Below are 16,259 nucleotides of genomic sequence, written 5' to 3'. Positions count from 1 at the left end.
ATGAAAAGTTGAACTTAGACAAAAGCACTACTCACTGGCATATAAAAAAATTAAGAGAAGACAATGTTATTTTCTCTGAAGTAGAAGGCAAGTTTACAAAATATTTTGTAAATCCAGCTGTGGAGCCGGAGGTGCTGAAATGGCTCAAATATTGAAACGGCTCAAATGTAACTTTGAGCAGCCTTCTCTTAATGTTTGAAAAAAAGAAAAAAACTAGATAGCTGTAAGGGATACATTAATTATCTAGTCCGTGTTTATTCGTAAAGAGTGTGACGCTTCATTTTGTCAGTTTTCTATGAATTGATTAAACCTTGGCTTTATAAAGGACTTAATTATTCAAAACACAGGAATAAGTCCCTGATTATCTCCTGTAATACACTCTCCACCTTTAGCAGTTACTATGAAAGTATTTTCAATTCCTACCATTCCTATGTTTTCAATTCCTTTTTTAGGTTCGAGAGCAAATACCATTCCTTCCTGGAGGGGCTCATCAAATCCTTCAGCAATCACAGGTGTTTCGTCGATTAGTAATCCAACCGCATGGCCTATGAATTTAACTTTGCGGTTGCCAAAACCCATGAAGTTCTGAATAAATTCCGAATCGAGCTTATTCATTATGGTGGTGTAGATTTCCGAGGGTATAGCACCTGGTTTTAACATTGAAGCAGCTTCATTCTGTATTTCCACACATTTATTATGGGCATCTATGGCGTATTGTGGAAGTGAAGAACCAAACATATATGTGGTAGTTTTATCCGTGTTATAGCCTTCAACCCCGCATCCGATATCAATGAATACAAGATCTCCTTTTTTCAGTTTTCTGTCACGGCTTCCGATAAGGGGAACTGCAGGGCTCATCCCGTAAATTCCGCCAGGCCCGTTAAAGTAAGAAGGATAAATCGAGCTTTCACCGAAGCAGACATTTCCCAGGACCATCTCGGTATCGAACATCCCAAAACGGCATAATCCATGATGTCCTTCTTCAACCATAACTGAATATAGTTCAGTTGACAGGTCTACTTCACTCATTCCTTCATGCAGCATTTCAGGTACAAGATCTTCCAGTACATGCTGGTGAATCCTGCCAGCTTTTCTTGTTAGCGAGAGTTCATATTCACTTTTTACTGCTCTGACAGCACAAATTTGAGAGTCAGCAGATTTGACATTCTTAAAAGGGAAATACTTTTGGAACCTCTGGTATAAAGCTAGGGGAATAACTTCGGTTTCAAGGTATACCGTGCTCGGAAGCTCACTTATGCTCTTTGCAGCATCACGAAAACTGTTCATAGGCTCGATATTAGGAAATAAAGATTCTTCCAGGGCTCTTTCGTAGCTACGGCGTACCCAGAAAGTTGCTTCTCCATTTTTAGGGATAATCAGCATTCCATCCTGCATCGTACCTGTAAAATAATAGAGGTTTATTTTACTGAAAATAACAGCTATTTCCCATTGAGGATTTGAGATATCCATCCGTTTTCTAAAATTTCTCATCCGGTTTTTTAGTTCGGTTAAAGGTACTTTTTTAATCATGTAAATTCCTTTACTAATTATCTGTTATCAATTAAGAGATATCACTTACATAGTAAATATGGCAAGAACTTGTTAGGCAAGAGTTTGTTAGGCAAGAATTTATGAGCAAATATAGATAGTAAATATATGTAATAATTTTTGTTTTTCATAACACTATATTTTTCAGTGATTTTTAAAAATATACCTTTTGCAGTGATTTCTTCAAAGGTAAAAAGTAACTTTAAGACCAGTTAACCTTAGGGCCAGTTAATTTCAGGGCTAGTAAGATCTTAGTTCGTTTCTCAAAATAAAAAGAATAACTAGAATGAAAACAAATTAAAAAGAAATAAAAAGTAAAAAGAAATGAAATGTAAAAACAAAAAGAGTTTTTTGAAAAGGGGTTATCATGTTAGGAAAATTTGAAGATCTTTTTAAAAAAGCATCAGAGGTGGGGCTCAAGGCTTACTTTGTGGATGCAGATGACATTCCGATTGAGAACAGGATTGCTCTGAAATGTGCTCATGGTTGTAGAGGTTACGGAAAGAGACTGAGCTGTCCACCTAATATTATATCGGTTGAGGAGTTTAGAAAAATCATAGGAGAATACAATAGTGCACTTCTACTTGTCGATGAATGCGATACTTCACTGGTATCGGACATCCTTGAAGCCTGGGGAGAAATTCGTAAAGATTCTTTCCATAAAATGTTAGAGCTCGAACATGAAGCTTTCAGGGAAGGTTTTACTTTTGCTCATCTCCTTAGACCCGGCTCATGCAACGAGTGCGATGTCTGTAACCTTAAAGAATGCATAAAGCCTGAATTGAGGCGCTTTGCACCTGAGGCTGTAGGAGTAAACATTCAAAAAGCGATGGAAAAAGCAGGACTTATACTTGAGTTTTGCAAACCTGAGAAAACCGTGTGTGTAGGAATTTTGCTGCTTGAGTAAAAATTCAAGCAAAATGAATTACGCATATTTCAAAACCTTTTAAATTTTCACCTAAATATTGAAAAATTAAAAGAGATACTAAATGAAAAAAAACGGAACTAATAAAAGAGTTTAGCTTCATAGTCCAGGAGAAACATCCTGATTAATAAAAATAATTTAAAAGTTTGAGTCACCATACACAATGTTCTAATTTAATTAGTGATTATTCTAATTTAATTAGCGATTATTCTAATCTCATTACGATCGCAATTTAGTTAACAAAGATATAAAGTATATTACTTTCCAACATATTTTATGGAATCTATAGTAAACTGGAGGTTTTTTCAAATTGAGTTCTAAAATGTTAAAAATAGCTGTCTTAGGAGGAACTGGCAATATAGGAGAAGGTATGGTGCTCAGGCTGGCCCTTCAAAATCTTATGGCTGAAGGTGTAAAGAACGAGATCATTATAGGGTCCAGATCCAAGGAAGCTGCCGATGAAGCTGCAAAACAAGACTTATCAGAGCTTGAGAATTGTGGGTTCGATACTTCAAGAGTAAACATTACAGGAAACACCAATCTTGAAGCTGCGAAGGCAGCTGAAATAATAATTCTTTCTCTTCGTTTTGACCATGTTATACCATTGCTGCATGAGATTCGTGAAGCTATTGAAAACAAGATTATTATTACTCCTGTAGTTCCAATGGTAAAGGAAGGAGACTTATTTATATATAAACCTCCAGAAGAAGGTTCAGCCGCTCTTGCAATTCAGAAAAATGTTCCGGCTTCTACAAAAGTTGTTGCAGCTTTTCACAATATCCCTGCAAGAAAATTGAAAGATATTGCCAAATGCAAGGCTGTACATCACGCGCTGGTGTGCGGTGACGATGCAGAAGCAAAGAAGCTTGTCATTAAGCTTACAGAGCATATGGGATGCCTGAGACCCCTGGACGGAGGTCCTCTTAAGCAGGCAAACACTATGGAATCGCTTACACCATTACTGATCAACCTTGCAAAACTCAACGGACTAAAAGATCTCGGAATAAACTTTTCTTGATAATATCTTCTGGAATCACGAGAGATATGCAGAAAAAAATCAGAAATGAAAGATATTGAATCTGGAGAGACAAGTATTCTTCCGGAAGCTCAATTTTATATAAACGTATAAATAATATATCTGAAGGCACAGGTTTTAGGAATATATGAAACAAGAACCTGTGCCTTCAGATATATAAACAAACTCAGTAACAGATGATTGATAAAAATTCATTAATGAATGACCGGCAAGAACTAATTCATTAACGAATGACTGGCAAAAACTAACCACTAATGGATGGTTAATAAAAAGAAATTCTAAAATCTGTGGCTGTTAATCTTGAACTAAATTCTTCACTCCTTTTATTGAACTCGGACAAATTTAGCTTATGTTAAATATTATGAGGTTAATAATCAACATGAATAAAATCTGCAAAAAATGAATTCAACACGAGAAAAATCTGTAAGAAAAGAACTTATCAGTGAAGAATCTGGAAAGCACTTATTACAAAGAATTTTTCAGGAAAAACTTATTTATCGTAAAGTTCTAAAAACCAATTTCAGTTGCGGAATTTTCTCTTTACCTGATTATCTTGCTTATCTTTCTTTTCTAAAAAAGACGAACCGACTAAATCAGACAGTGAACCTGTATGAGTGAAGAATTATCAAAAGTGTTAAAGGATGCAGGTCTTGACTTACTTTCCTGCATGCAGTGTGGCACATGCACAGGGAGTTGTCCTTCAGGGCGGCATACCGGGCTTAATACAAGAAGAATTCTTCGGGACGCACGCAAGAATAGAGTATCAGTCCTTTCTGATGATGCACTCTGGCTCTGTACTACCTGTTATACCTGTCAGGAACGCTGCCCGCGCGATATACCAATTACCGACGCTCTCCTTGAGTTAAGGAGACTTGCAGTAAAAAAGGGTTTCATGCTTCCGGAACATAGGAAGATCTCGGAAATGGTAATGGAGTGCGGACATGCAGTCCCTCTGGACGAAGAAACAAAGCAAAAGAGGGAAGAACTTGGGCTTGACCCCATACCTGAGACAGTCCAGAAGTACCCTGAAGCTCTTCAAGAGGTAAGGAATCTTCTTAAAGCATGTAAATTTAACGAGCTGGTGGCTGAAAAATAAGGAGGCAGAACATGGAAAAACTATCGCTGTTCCTTGGATGCATCGTACCCAATCGTTATCCCGGCATTGAAAAAGCAACTAAACTCTGCCTGCAGAAACTTGATATAGATGTATCCGACCTGCCAGGAGCTTCCTGCTGTCCTGCGCCAGGAGTTTTCAAATCCTTTGATAAAGCAACCTGGCTTGCCCTTGCCAGCCGGAATATAGTTCTCTCTGAAAAAATGGGCAGAGATTTACTTACAGTCTGCAATGGTTGCTACGGCTCACTGGCAGATGCTAATCTGGAACTTAAAAAGGACCCTGAATTAAAGGCATGCACGAATAATTGCCTTAAAGAAATCGGCATAGAATTCAGAGGCACTGCCGAAGTTAGGCACATAATCGAATATCTATATAAAGAGTTTGGACCTGAAAAGCTCAAGGAGCATATCACAACTCAGCTTGACCTTAAAGTGGCACTTCACTACGGATGTCACCTTATCAAGCCTTCAAGGGACCGAAATCTCGGAGAAACAGAGGCTCCGTTTTTCTTTGATGAACTTGTCGAAGCTACGGGTGCAAAAAGCGTAGACTATACTGACAAAATGATGTGCTGTGGAGCCGGAGGGGGAGTCCGTTCAGGGCATGCTGCTGAGTCCCTTGAAATGCTTGAGCACAAACTAGCCTGTATTCGGCAAGCAGGAGTGGATTGTATCGTTAATGCATGTCCTTTCTGCCACCTGCAATTTGACAGGGGACAACTTGCAGTCAATGAAAAATTCGGAGCGGATTACTCGATCCCTGTCCTTCACTATTCTCAGCTACTGGGTCTTGCTCTCGGCTTTTCTCCATATGAACTGGGAATAGAACAGAATGCAGTTCAGAATATTGAGTTTCTCGCAAAAATCTATGAGATCAGTGCAGGTTTAAAATAAAAGTCAGGAAAAATCACTCAAGAAAAAATTTCAGTTAAAAGTTGAAGAAAGCAAATGGGAAAGAGAATATTTTTCTTTTTATATTGAATTTAAATATTTTTTTATTTATAATTTCATCTTCCATGCTTTATTTATCGCAATTTTTTCTTTCATAATTTCTCTTTCATAATCTCTCTTTCATAATTTCTCTTTCATAATTTCTCTTTCATAATTTCTCTTTCATAATTTTTCTTTCATGGTTTTATCCTTCATCCTGCATGTACCAGAGACACTTCGGTCTCCATTTACAGGTCCTGCAGACGTCATTAATGTCGGATGCATTGACCAGTTGTGAATTAACTAAACTGAAGGCTTCATCTGCCTCCATAATAGTTCCTTCTTTTATCTTTAATTTCTCCATAACAACAAGATCCATGCTTTTTATTCTGCGAGAACTAGTTGATTCTTGAGCAGTGCATTCCCTTTTGCCTGGGCAGGACGCACAGATTACATCACATTCAGATACCAGTTCCAGAGGTCTTGAAGGAAAAGCCTTAATATCTGAAATTACGGCCCTCATATTGGCCACGAAAACTGGGCTGTATCCATATCCCTGAAAACCCTGGATGCAACATAGGTGATGAGCTCTGATCTTCAGGCATTTAGATCTGGTTTTAGAACCCGATCCAGATGTGTTCGATTTTTTGAGCATATCTTTCTCCAGGACTTCAACTCACAAAACTAAGGATCAGTTTCAAAAGTTAACTTTGTAAATTTATTCTATAACATCAATTTTTGGATAAGCTAATTGGGGTAACTCTTCAATAGGCAGCGTTATTGCAGGAGCTTCAGAGTATTTTGCAAAAAGGATATCATAGCCTGTTTTAAGCCCCAACATGATATTGAGATTCGTAAGATCATCATTCAGTAGCTGCGCCTGACCGATAGGATTGCAGACCGCTTCAAACTCCTGGTCCTCGGATTTTTTAATTCCGAGACTGGCTTTTTCGAGGCTGCAGACTTTACAGCAAACTGAAAACACCTCAAAATATCTTGAAAGAATCTCATAAACTAGCTTTGCTTCTCGCTCATATTCAATACAAAAAGCAATTCCTATTTTTGTATACCCAAGCCTTTTTGCATAAATAGCTATCTCTTCAAGTTTCGTCCTTTTCATGCCATCGGATTCAAGCCAGGCAGAAATCTGAATTGATTTAAGATTGTCGCCTGTATATTCAAGCCCATATCTAATGACTGAACAATTTTTACCTTTCACGCATTCCTTAATCCGACATAACGCGCACTGCACACTTTTTTCTCCCGGGGATTTTTAACATAGATGGGGAATTATAACCACAAATAAGCTGTGAAGGTATAAATATTTCTACAAGGGGTATCGAAATCGATATATGGATTTCAGTAAAAAGTCGAGTTAGATAAGAAAGTTAAAAAAGAAAAAATAATACTAAAGTTATAAAACCGACTTTCCGCAGGTGTTCTCAAAAAAACAACAATTTTCTTACTATCGGTTTTGGAGAAATTCTCAAAAATCTCCTGTTATTATCTCAACTGAAGTTTTGGAAAATCTAGCTGAAATTTTTCACTGAAGGTAATAATGTCGAAAATTGTAGGATATTTTAAAAATATTTTCTTCTCACGTCATATGCAGTTACCAGAAAAACGATAACGGAAAAACTTATAAAAATTGTAAGGACATCTGCTGAAAGTAAGCTTAAATCAAACATTCTTCTTAATGATGAGGTTAATACTCTTATCTGTAGTCTTCACAGACATTTTCTGTTGTCGTCCCTTAAGGGATCTACACTAAAGGAAGTTAAGTTTCCCAAACTTCCTTAACGCCTACAAAGTCCCTGACTCAGGAATCAAGCATGTTAAGGGTTTTATCGCTTCCTTTAGGTATGCAATTTTATAAGTACTTCCTCTAATCTCATAACAGGCAACTGTAACTTTACCCATAACTGTAATTTTACTCATTTGTACATAAATATATATATTTTTCTGTTATAGAGTAGAAATTGTTATATATTTATTCCGCAATGTGCATAAGTAACCTATGAAAAAATGCAGAGGAAGACCAAAGTGTCCAAGGCGTGTTGAGCAAACGCCTGACATTACATATTTCAAGCCTAGAGGAGTCCCGCTGGCGGACCTTGAGGTTGTATCTATCACGGTAGAAGAGCTTGAGGCCCTGAGACTTGTAGATGTTGAAGGTCTGAGGCAGGAAGATGCAGCCATCAGAGTAGGAATCTCAAGGAGAGCTTTCTGGGAAGATCTAAAAGCTGCGAGAATGAAAATTGCTCTCGCCCTTAGCACAGGAAAAGCAATAGAGATAAAGGGCGGTAACTATATCAGCGCTGATAGCGCTGACAATAGTGAAAGTGCTGACAACATAAAAGAGAAATCCGAAAACTGGGAATAATACGGAATTTATACAGGCGATAAAAATGACAGATAAGGTTCAACCACTTAAGAGCTTGTCAGAAAAGCCAGAAGAGCCTAAAATAGTAGTCAACCTCAGACGTATTAAGCGTAAGATCATGGTTATGAGTGGAAAGGGAGGAGTAGGGAAAAGTACAGTTGCAGCAAATTTGGCTGCCGGGCTTGCCCTGCGAGGACACAAAGTTGGGCTTCTGGACTGCGATATTCACGGCCCGACAATTCCTACACTTTTTGGGTTAGAGTCTCAAAGGCCCGAGGTTAATGAAGAAGGGATTCTTCCAATCTCGGCATTTCCCAACCTTTCTATAATGTCTGTCGGTTTTCTGCTCGGAGACAAGGATTCTCCTATTATCTGGAGGGGACCTGCCAAAATGGGAGCAATTAAACAATTTCTGGAAGACGTTAGTTGGGGAACACTCGATTTCCTGATTATAGATCTGCCTCCTGGCACAGGAGACGAACCTTTGAGTGTGGCCCAGCTCATCCCCAATTGCGACGGTTCAGTTCTTGTTACAACTCCCCAGGAGGTAGCCCTTATCAGCGTTCGAAAGTCAATAAGATTCTCTGAAAAGCTTAACGTGCCTATCATAGGGCTTGTTGACAATATGCATGGGCTTATTTGTCCCCACTGCGGCAAGCCGATAGAAATATTCGGAACCGGAGGCGTGGAAAAAGCTTCAGAAGACTTCAATATTCCTATTCTTGCCAGACTTCCTATTGAGCCAAAGGTTGCAGAAATGGAAGATAAAGGCACTATTGTCCAGGGACTGCTTGACCACAGTACGGAATGGCAGAAGAACTTCGAAGCTATTATAACTGTAGTAGAACAAACTCTGGGAGAGGATTAAGGCAAAATAAAAAAGGAAAATATGGTACGTTTTCTGGTTATGTAACCTCTCACAACTGGTTAGCCTATTAATCGGCTAACCTTCCTTTAGTAAACTAAACGTTAAACCTGACATTTTTTGGAGGAGTCACCTCTCTTTAATCCGCTAACTTTTGTTCAATCGGTCCGTCCGGTAATTATAATTGGGCTTTTAAAATATCTCTTCTACCTTTTACAAGTTTCAATTATTTCCTATATTTACGACTCAGTACCAAAATCTAGTGATGAATGTAAAACTCAAAATCACTAGATTTTATAAATGGTCACCATCCATGTAATACAACTTAGTGATTCAAGTCTTTAGATAGCGAATATCGATTTTGATAAAAACTGGATTCTTCTTGCTAATTAAGACTTTCTATCAAAAATGCAAAAATCACTGGATTTTGGAACAGAGTCATATTTACTTTTAACATATAATTTTAAATTTTTTTATATCTCTCCAGTAAACCAAAAGTCTCTTAAACTAGGTATATATTTTTCTTTCCTTAGAATTAGTTATTTGAGGTTTATTGATAATTCTATTTCATAATTCTAATTTCACAACCAGTAGAAAACAAGGCTATTTTAAAATGAGGTTATCCTTGGAAAGAGAAAATTATTACCATATAACATAATTGCTATATAATATGTAAAATACTATAAAATAAAAAATTAACGTTGAGAACATGAAGAAATTAATTATATTATTGATAATGCTTGCAGCTGTAATCTTTGCTGCGGGCTGTACTGATGAAAGCCAGAAAAACAATTCCACAGATGCACAGGCAGTTCAGGAGAGTAATGACATTGTCAAAACAAATGGGTCTGAAACAATCTCTCAGGAAACCCAGGTAGTTCAGGGGAGTAATGACATTGCCGAAACAAACAAATCCGGACAGAACAAAACTTCTCAGGAAACTCAGGAAGGAAGTAGTGTTCTTACAGTGACTTCACTTGAACAGATAAATACATCCCTCAAGCAGGGACCGGTTCTTGTGAAAATAGGATCCAAACATTGCGGTCCATGCCAGGCTATGAGACCCATGCTTAAGGAACTGGCAACAGAATACAGTGGGAGGGCTACTATTACGTCTATAGATATAACTGAGAGCCCTGATCTTGAAGCTTACTTTGAAATCGGATATGTCCCTGACACCTCTTTGATCGTGGGTATTGAAGACGGGGATTATGTGTATATGCAAGAGAATGGAACAGTCACTAAGGATAGATTCCAGGCTAGAATTCAAGGACAAATGGAAAAAGAGGTTTATGAAGATCGTATAAACCTTGCCCTTCTTCAAGAGGGGAAAAGTATATAATAATAAAAATATAATTACTGAACAGAATTATTTTCTGAACTCATTAATTTCGAAGTTCCAGCTTATGGTAAACCCGGAGTTCCGGGGAAAAACACTATAGTAAACAAACCCTAAAAGGAAATTGAAACCATGTATTCTGAAGTTATTTCTCCTGTGGTTGCATTTGGAGCAGGAATTGCCAGTGTCCTGTCCCCTTGCATCCTTCCTCTTCTGCCTGCTGTCCTGGCAACATCTGCAGGAAAAAACAAATTGAGGCCTCTAGCAATAGTGCTTGGAGTCTCAATATCCTTCACCATAATGGGAGTGGCAACCTCTGCCTTTGGGTCAGTGTTTTATGCGTATACGGATCAACTTAAGATTCTGGCAGAAGTCTTGATTCTCATACTTGGCTTTGCTCTATTCTTTGATATAAGCCTGTTCAATTCATTTTCCAAATTTCCCCTTCTTGGAAAAATGAATGATGAAGGATCTTTTTCAGGCCTCTTGCTTGGTCTTTCCCTCGGTGTTCTCTGGATCCCTTGCGTCGGACCAATTTTAGGTTCGATCCTGACCATGGTAGCTGTAGAAGGAAACACTGCTACTGGAGCGTTCACCCTTTTAATCTATTCGCTTGGGTTTGCGGTTCCAATGCTTCTGCTTGCATACTCAGCCCACTTTTCTGCCTCTAAAATCCGGCTTATTTCAAAGTGGGATGCAGTTTTCAAAAAAGTAGTGGGAATAGTACTGGTATTCTTCGGGCTCTGGATGATTTACCAAAACCATTATCAGTGGTTCATGTGAACCACTTCTCCCTAAACTTTCACTCTCTGTGCCTCAAGTTTTTGAGGGAGAAGCTCCCTTCGAGTGTATACATCATTTGAGAATTTGTTCTAAGACTGGGGATAGATGCTGGAATATGCCAGCCCATGCCCCTTAAAAGTCTAGATTTTTCATTCGAACTCAGATGATGTAAGGGATAAATTTGGACTTAGATGATGTAAGGGATAAACATCTTTGTTTTCTTTTTATATTCAAGATATTCACTACCGAACTCTTTCTCTATGTCCAGTTCTTCTCTTTTTGCAAGCTTATAATAAAGGACAAGAAGCAACGAATAAAGGATTATAAGGGGCAGAGTAGCCCATTCCAACATCATTCCCAGGGTTATCATGAAAAAGCCAGTGTACTGAGGATGGCGAATATACCTGTAGATACCAATTGTAACAAGTTTTCCCTTTCCTTCCTCCTTACTCCAGTAGTTCTTATGAATCTGATTCCAGCCTGACAATACCAGTGCAGCTCCGGTCAGGGATATGAGGATTCCTAGGTACATTCCCCAAAAGCCGATATACTGTACAAGTGTATGGCCCCATAAAACACCCTCTGGAAGCGTAATGCCAAAGAGCCATCCTATCGCAAACATGCTGAAAGGCACACCGAACATCTCAAGTGCAAATGCAACAATAAATGCTGTATATACTCCCGCAGGCTTTATCTGGCTCTTTTTATAAAACGGTACAAATAGCAGGAACACCCCATAAATGATGATCCACAGGCCAACGGCCCACCACATCCCAAAATGGGACCAAACATTTTCCGTTACCATTTTTCCACCTCTACTTGTTTTTAAAAATTGTAATAAAATTTTCAAAATGAACCCTACAGGTCAAATTTATCCGTTTTAAACCATGTATTTCCTGAGATAACTTAATTCAGTTGTATTGAGGATTTCTGGATCAGACTCAGTACCAAAATCTAGTGATGAATGTAAAACTCAAAATCACTAGATTTTATAAATGGTCACCATCCATGTAATACAACTTAGTGATTCAAGTCTTTAGATAGCGAATATCGATTTTGATAAAAACTGGATTCTTCTTGCTAATTAAGACTTTCTATCAAAAATGCAAAAATCACTGGATTTTGGAACAGAGTCCTGGATCAGCAGAAGCTATTAAATAGTGAACTTGCATCTGGAAAAAGATTTATTTGGCTTGCACCTTAATATAATTGCACTATCCCTCTTCTTTTTTATCAACTTTGGATATACTACTTACTTTTTTGTAGTCGTATTCAATAGTTATAGAAACACAAGTAGATGACATTATCTTATTTTGCTTACAAGTGAGAGATCAAGTGAGAGATCTAAAAACAAAAGCACTGGGAAATAAAGCAGTTAACTGAAAAGAGCATCGAAAACAAGAGTTAGACAAGAGTCAAAATGAAAAATAAGAGAAAGTATTATCCTTGACTTTCTTCTGAGTCTTCACTTTCTCTTGCGATTGCAACAAGTTCATTTACGCATGCAACCGCCATAGGAGTTCCTCCTCTTGTCCCGACACAGCTAATCGAGGGTACAGGTATTTTCAGATTTCTGACGATTTCCTTAGATTCGGCTGCGTTTACGAAACCTACAGGAAGCCCGATAACAAGGGCTGGTCTCATACCCTTTTCTATAAGTTTGCAGACCATAATAAGGGCAGAAGGTGCATTTCCGATTGCAATAATACTACCATCGAGCCGCTCTCGGGCAGCGAGGAAACCTGCTGATGTGCGCGTAATTCCGTATCTGTTAGCAATTTCAGCATTCGGGTCTTCATCAAGTACGCAAATAATTTCGGATTTGTGCCCTGCCTTTGTAATTCCGGCTTTTACCATATTGATATCTACAAAAATCGGGGCGCCCTTTTTAATAGCTTCCACACCTGCAGGAATGGGGTCATGCATGAAACGCATGATATCTGCTACAGAAAGATCTCCGGTAGCAATAACACAGCGCTGGCGGAAGCGGTCTTCGGGAGTTTTATTGCCTATGAGTTCCTGGATCATTGTCCGGCTTTTCATATAGATGGCTTTTGCTTCTTCGGTTCTTGCCCCTGAGTCTTTACAAATGCTTACAAGTTCAGTGTCCACATCAACCGTAAGCTCGGTAAATTCTTCCAGATTGTCGAGGTTCCCGACCTTTTCGTTAGTACTCTCTTCAGTAGTCATACTTTTTGTGATACCCCCTGGGGGTGATTATGAAATCCTTCTTTTGAGAGCTCCAGATTCTTGAATCTCCGTTTCCAATGAGAATCGTAGTGCTCATATCTACCCAATCTTCGTACTCCATAACTTTTCCAAGAGTGGTTACTGCTCTGTCTTCACTATCTCCCCTCAGAGCATTTTTCACAAGTCCCACAGGCACGGAATCGGCCTTGTACTGACGGATAATTTCTATAGCTCTTGAAAAGTTGGATTGTCTCTTGCGGCTTTTCGGGTTATAAAGAGCCATTACAAAATCGGCTTCTGCAGCAAGATTAAGCCGTTTTTCAATCACATCCCAGGGAGTCAGGAGGTCACTGAGGCTGATAACTGCAAAATCTGTTACAACAGGTGCACCCAACATACTTGCCCCGGCTAAAATTGCTGTGACTCCCGGAAGAATCTCTATATCGACCTCAAGTCCTTGATGTTCAGCAACCTCAAGTACGATGCCTGCCATGCCGTATACGTTGGTATCACCGCCGCTTACCATTGCAACATTTGCAACTCTTGCAAGCTCTACCGCTTTTCTTGCCCTGTCTACTTCTTTACCCATATAGCTGCGGATTACTTCCTGGGTTCCAAGGAGGCTTGCTATCTGGTCCAGGTAAGTACTGTTTCCGAGTACATAGTCGGCATTAAGGATTACATCTCTAGCTCTGATCGTCATCTGTTCTACAGACCCTGGACCGATCCCTACGATGTAAAGTTTTCCTCTGGTTGCCTTATCTTGCGATTGCGATTGTGACTCTTCCATAAATTTTCTTCCTGCAAATCAATTGTTTTTCTTCAGAAAGGGCCAGAGCTGCAGGTTCTGCAACTCCTTTTAGTCCAAAGCGGGAAGCCTTGGAGGCTGAAGGAGGATTGTAGCTGTTTAACGTCTCATCCGGCAAAAAATCTACCGGAATGCCGAGTAGTTTTCCCGCTTCCAGAAGCCCTTGTTCGTTTTCCTTAAGTTTCGCAGAAGCCAAAGCCGTAATTTCTTCCAGGCCCAGACCGGATTCATCAAGAGCCTGTTTTATGGCTTCAATAACCTCTTCTTTCGTAATACCCCTGCGAGTTCCGATTCCTATGATCATCCGTTATCGTCTCTGATTCTTAAAGAATTACTGACCAGGTTAATTCGCATAAGTTCAAATCGTTTAATTTACGGCTCAATTACTGTTTCTTGGTGTTGTCTTTGACTTCTGCGTTCTCCTTACGTTTTCTTATCAGCACGGATACATCTTCATCTACAACAACGATTCTGGGTCCCTTAACCTCAAGAACCTCTATTTCCTTGTCAAGGAGGGCACAATTTACAGCTACAGTAGATTCTTTATTGAAGATCTCGCAGCCTAACTTATCAGCAATACCCTCTACTGAAGGTTTGCCATGAACCTCGGTCGCTGTTGTAAGCACAGGAATTGCTCCGAGTTCAGAAAGTTTGCGGGCAATTTCATTTGCGCCATGATGCCCTCCCAGCAAGGGGATTGCGAAATTCAGGTTTGAATCAACTACAACCACGGCAGGATCAGACCACTTATTATCGAGAAGCGGAGCAATATCTCTTACTACAATGCCTGTGGCAAAAACCGCAATTACTGCTCCATAGCTTTTAAAAGCCTTTTCAAATATGCCCTTTTCATAAAGAAGCAGGTCTGCGTTCAGGTGTTCTGCTATCCTTGCTGCAACCTCCCGATTTCGTTCAAAAGTGATTACAACGGTTCCTGGGCTACTCCGTATAGATAGGACCTCCTGTAATTTTTGGGGTCAACAACCCCACCGATAATTATCATTGCTGAACGTGTAATCCCTGCATCTTTTACCTTGTCTGCAATATCTTCCACAGTTCCGGTGATGATTTCTTCATCTTCCCAGGATGCGTGAAACACGACTGCAACCGGCGTATCCTTCGGGCATCTGACCTTTTCCATAATCTCCCTTATTTTTTGTGTGCCAAGGAAAATTGCCATAGTAGTATTGTAGGCAGAAAGCTCGGGAATAAGGTCTTTTTCCAGGGTTTTTCCGGCAGGTCGGGTAATAATTAGCGTGTCCGAAACACCATTAAGAGTCAACTGTGTGCCTAGAGCGGCAGCACTTGCAAATATAGAGGACACTCCCGCAACTCTTTCGACTTCTATATCGTGTTTCCTAAGTTCTTCCATCTGCTCTATGACAGAGCCATAAAGAGACGGATCTCCACTGTGGAGGCGGACAACGAATTTTCCTGCATCTACCGCGTCCGCAATTATTTTAGTGGTCTCTTCGAGAGTCAACCCATAGCTGTCTACTGTTTCTCCCTGTGTGTAGTTAAGAACCTCAGGGTTTACCAGAGAGCCTGCATACATTACAAGGTCGGCTTTTTCAAGCATCTCACGCCCGAGCACTGTAATTAGTTTTGGGTTCCCTGGACCTGCTCCCACAAAATATACTTTTCTTTCCATCTGACCATCCCTTTGCTTTCGTGTTTTTTTCAAAACTATATATTGAATTCGCGAATATTATATAGGTCACTTTCACTTCTTTCCGTAAATGATACTGAAGTAGTTCCCCTTTTCCGGAATTTCTTCTTTCTTCCGGATTATGAGTTCGTTGTCCGAAAAAAGTCTTTCTGCAAAGATAAACTCAGTATATCCTTCGGTCTCAAGCTGTTTAACTATGGACTTCGGTTGCGTAGCCTTCAGATGAATCATATATCCCACATCAGAACCGTCGCTGACCTCAAAAGAACTCTCAACTGCAACATCGGTCCTGGCAGCAAAGGAGGTAATCGAACTTATACCGGGTATGGTTGCAAGCTCAACGTCAGGATAATGCTTACGCATTACTTTTTTGAGATGGGAAAACGTAGAGAAAAAGTTTGGGTCACCTATAAGCCCGAAAGCTACAGTGCCTTTTCTTGCTTCTTCTGCCACCCTGTCAGCATTTTCCTTCCAGAGGGAATTGAGAACTTCAATATCTCTTATCATGGGAAACTCAAGGATTTCAGCATCTGCATAAGGAGCCACAAGATCCTTTGCCAGGCGACCTGGCACATATACTTTATCACTGTTTTTCAAAACATCCACTGCTTTAAGGGTCAGAAGTTCAGGGTCTCCAGGACCAAGTCCTACTCCGATTAACATGCTA

Annotated in this window: 19 protein-coding genes; 9 read left to right on the top strand and 10 right to left on the bottom strand. The window is 39.5% G+C overall.

Annotated features, from left to right (window positions below):
• Nucleotides 1-8: 8 nt before the first annotated feature.
• Nucleotides 9-155 carry a hypothetical protein gene (locus tag ASJ81_RS24685; RefSeq protein ID WP_369334796.1) on the top strand — a complete coding sequence of 49 codons (147 nt, stop codon included), beginning with the start codon at nucleotides 9-11 and terminating at the stop codon, nucleotides 153-155.
• Nucleotides 156-336: 181 nt separating this feature from the next.
• Here ASJ81_RS24685 and ASJ81_RS15575 read toward each other — a convergent pair whose 3' ends face one another.
• Complete coding sequence (locus ASJ81_RS15575) at nucleotides 337-1,530, bottom strand: M24 family metallopeptidase (protein WP_095645175.1); 1,194 nt, start codon at nucleotides 1,528-1,530, stop codon at nucleotides 337-339.
• 385 nt (nucleotides 1,531-1,915) lie between these two features.
• On the opposite strand from ASJ81_RS15575, the gene ASJ81_RS15570 reads away from it, so the two are divergent.
• From ASJ81_RS15570 to hdrB, 4 genes are all read left to right on the top strand, one after another.
• Complete coding sequence (locus ASJ81_RS15570) at nucleotides 1,916-2,455, top strand: DUF2284 domain-containing protein (RefSeq protein WP_095645174.1); 540 nt, start codon at nucleotides 1,916-1,918, stop codon at nucleotides 2,453-2,455.
• Nucleotides 2,456-2,783: 328 nt separating this feature from the next.
• A complete protein-coding gene (gene npdG / locus ASJ81_RS15565; protein ID WP_095645173.1) occupies nucleotides 2,784-3,491 on the top strand; it encodes an NADPH-dependent F420 reductase in 708 nt (235 codons plus the stop codon).
• A 628-nt stretch (nucleotides 3,492-4,119) separates the two neighbouring features.
• Complete coding sequence (hdrC, locus tag ASJ81_RS15555; protein ID WP_095645171.1) at nucleotides 4,120-4,605, top strand: CoB--CoM heterodisulfide reductase subunit C; 486 nt, start codon at nucleotides 4,120-4,122, stop codon at nucleotides 4,603-4,605.
• 11 nt (nucleotides 4,606-4,616) lie between these two features.
• A complete protein-coding gene (gene hdrB, locus ASJ81_RS15550) occupies nucleotides 4,617-5,519 on the top strand; it encodes a CoB--CoM heterodisulfide reductase subunit B (protein WP_095645170.1) in 903 nt (300 codons plus the stop codon).
• Nucleotides 5,520-5,760: 241 nt separating this feature from the next.
• Here the strand turns inward: hdrB and ASJ81_RS15545 are convergent, their stop codons facing one another.
• Together ASJ81_RS15545 and ASJ81_RS15540 are read right to left on the bottom strand one after the other, a co-directional pair.
• A complete protein-coding gene (locus tag ASJ81_RS15545; protein WP_095645169.1) occupies nucleotides 5,761-6,210 on the bottom strand; it encodes a DUF1284 domain-containing protein in 450 nt (149 codons plus the stop codon).
• Between the two features lie 63 nt (nucleotides 6,211-6,273).
• The gene (locus ASJ81_RS15540; protein WP_095645168.1) at nucleotides 6,274-6,807 is read right to left on the bottom strand and encodes a DUF1847 domain-containing protein; all 534 of its coding nucleotides are present in this window, start codon (nucleotides 6,805-6,807) and stop codon (nucleotides 6,274-6,276) included.
• A gap of 765 nt (nucleotides 6,808-7,572) precedes the next feature.
• Between ASJ81_RS15540 and ASJ81_RS15535 the strand changes: the two genes are divergently transcribed.
• The 4 genes from ASJ81_RS15535 to ASJ81_RS15520 all read left to right on the top strand — a co-directional run bounded on the left by ASJ81_RS15535 (nucleotide 7,573) and on the right by ASJ81_RS15520 (nucleotide 10,925).
• Entirely contained in the window at nucleotides 7,573-7,938 is a 366-nt protein-coding gene (locus tag ASJ81_RS15535; RefSeq protein ID WP_095645167.1) for a DUF134 domain-containing protein, read from the top strand.
• Between the two features lie 25 nt (nucleotides 7,939-7,963).
• Nucleotides 7,964-8,806: an Mrp/NBP35 family ATP-binding protein gene (locus ASJ81_RS15530; protein WP_170943345.1), complete on the top strand. Its 843-nt coding sequence runs from the start codon at nucleotides 7,964-7,966 to the stop codon at nucleotides 8,804-8,806.
• Between the two features lie 706 nt (nucleotides 8,807-9,512).
• Nucleotides 9,513-10,145 (top strand): thioredoxin family protein, encoded by a 633-nt coding sequence (locus tag ASJ81_RS15525; protein WP_095645165.1) that lies wholly within the window; start codon nucleotides 9,513-9,515, stop codon nucleotides 10,143-10,145.
• Between the two features lie 129 nt (nucleotides 10,146-10,274).
• A complete protein-coding gene (locus ASJ81_RS15520) occupies nucleotides 10,275-10,925 on the top strand; it encodes a cytochrome c biogenesis CcdA family protein (protein WP_095645164.1) in 651 nt (216 codons plus the stop codon).
• 187 nt (nucleotides 10,926-11,112) lie between these two features.
• Here the strand turns inward: ASJ81_RS15520 and ASJ81_RS15515 are convergent, their stop codons facing one another.
• From ASJ81_RS15515 to ASJ81_RS15485, 7 genes are all read right to left on the bottom strand, one after another.
• Nucleotides 11,113-11,730, bottom strand: coding sequence for a methyltransferase family protein (locus ASJ81_RS15515; RefSeq protein WP_212556091.1), 618 nt, complete (start codon nucleotides 11,728-11,730; stop codon nucleotides 11,113-11,115).
• 635 nt (nucleotides 11,731-12,365) lie between these two features.
• Complete coding sequence (locus tag ASJ81_RS15510) at nucleotides 12,366-13,115, bottom strand: precorrin-8X methylmutase (RefSeq protein ID WP_095645163.1); 750 nt, start codon at nucleotides 13,113-13,115, stop codon at nucleotides 12,366-12,368.
• A complete protein-coding gene (gene cobJ, locus ASJ81_RS15505; protein ID WP_095645162.1) occupies nucleotides 13,105-13,905 on the bottom strand; it encodes a precorrin-3B C(17)-methyltransferase in 801 nt (266 codons plus the stop codon). Before cobJ ends, ASJ81_RS15510 begins: the two co-directional genes overlap by 11 nt.
• Nucleotides 13,874-14,227: a cobalamin biosynthesis protein gene (locus ASJ81_RS15500; RefSeq protein WP_095645161.1), complete on the bottom strand. Its 354-nt coding sequence runs from the start codon at nucleotides 14,225-14,227 to the stop codon at nucleotides 13,874-13,876. Before ASJ81_RS15500 ends, cobJ begins: the two co-directional genes overlap by 32 nt.
• Before the next feature lie 79 nt (nucleotides 14,228-14,306).
• The gene (locus ASJ81_RS15495; protein WP_275112568.1) at nucleotides 14,307-14,765 is read right to left on the bottom strand and encodes a cobalamin biosynthesis protein CbiG; all 459 of its coding nucleotides are present in this window, start codon (nucleotides 14,763-14,765) and stop codon (nucleotides 14,307-14,309) included.
• A gap of 80 nt (nucleotides 14,766-14,845) precedes the next feature.
• Complete coding sequence (locus ASJ81_RS15490) at nucleotides 14,846-15,574, bottom strand: cobalt-precorrin-4/precorrin-4 C(11)-methyltransferase (protein WP_095645159.1); 729 nt, start codon at nucleotides 15,572-15,574, stop codon at nucleotides 14,846-14,848.
• A 72-nt stretch (nucleotides 15,575-15,646) separates the two neighbouring features.
• Nucleotides 15,647-16,255: a cobalt-factor II C(20)-methyltransferase gene (locus tag ASJ81_RS15485; RefSeq protein ID WP_048109357.1), complete on the bottom strand. Its 609-nt coding sequence runs from the start codon at nucleotides 16,253-16,255 to the stop codon at nucleotides 15,647-15,649.
• Nucleotides 16,256-16,259 lie beyond the last annotated feature (4 nt).

The sequence above is a fragment of the Methanosarcina spelaei genome, from assembly GCF_002287235.1.
Lineage (GTDB): Archaea > Halobacteriota > Methanosarcinia > Methanosarcinales > Methanosarcinaceae > Methanosarcina > Methanosarcina spelaei.
This window is presented reverse-complemented; position numbering and strand designations above follow the sequence as displayed.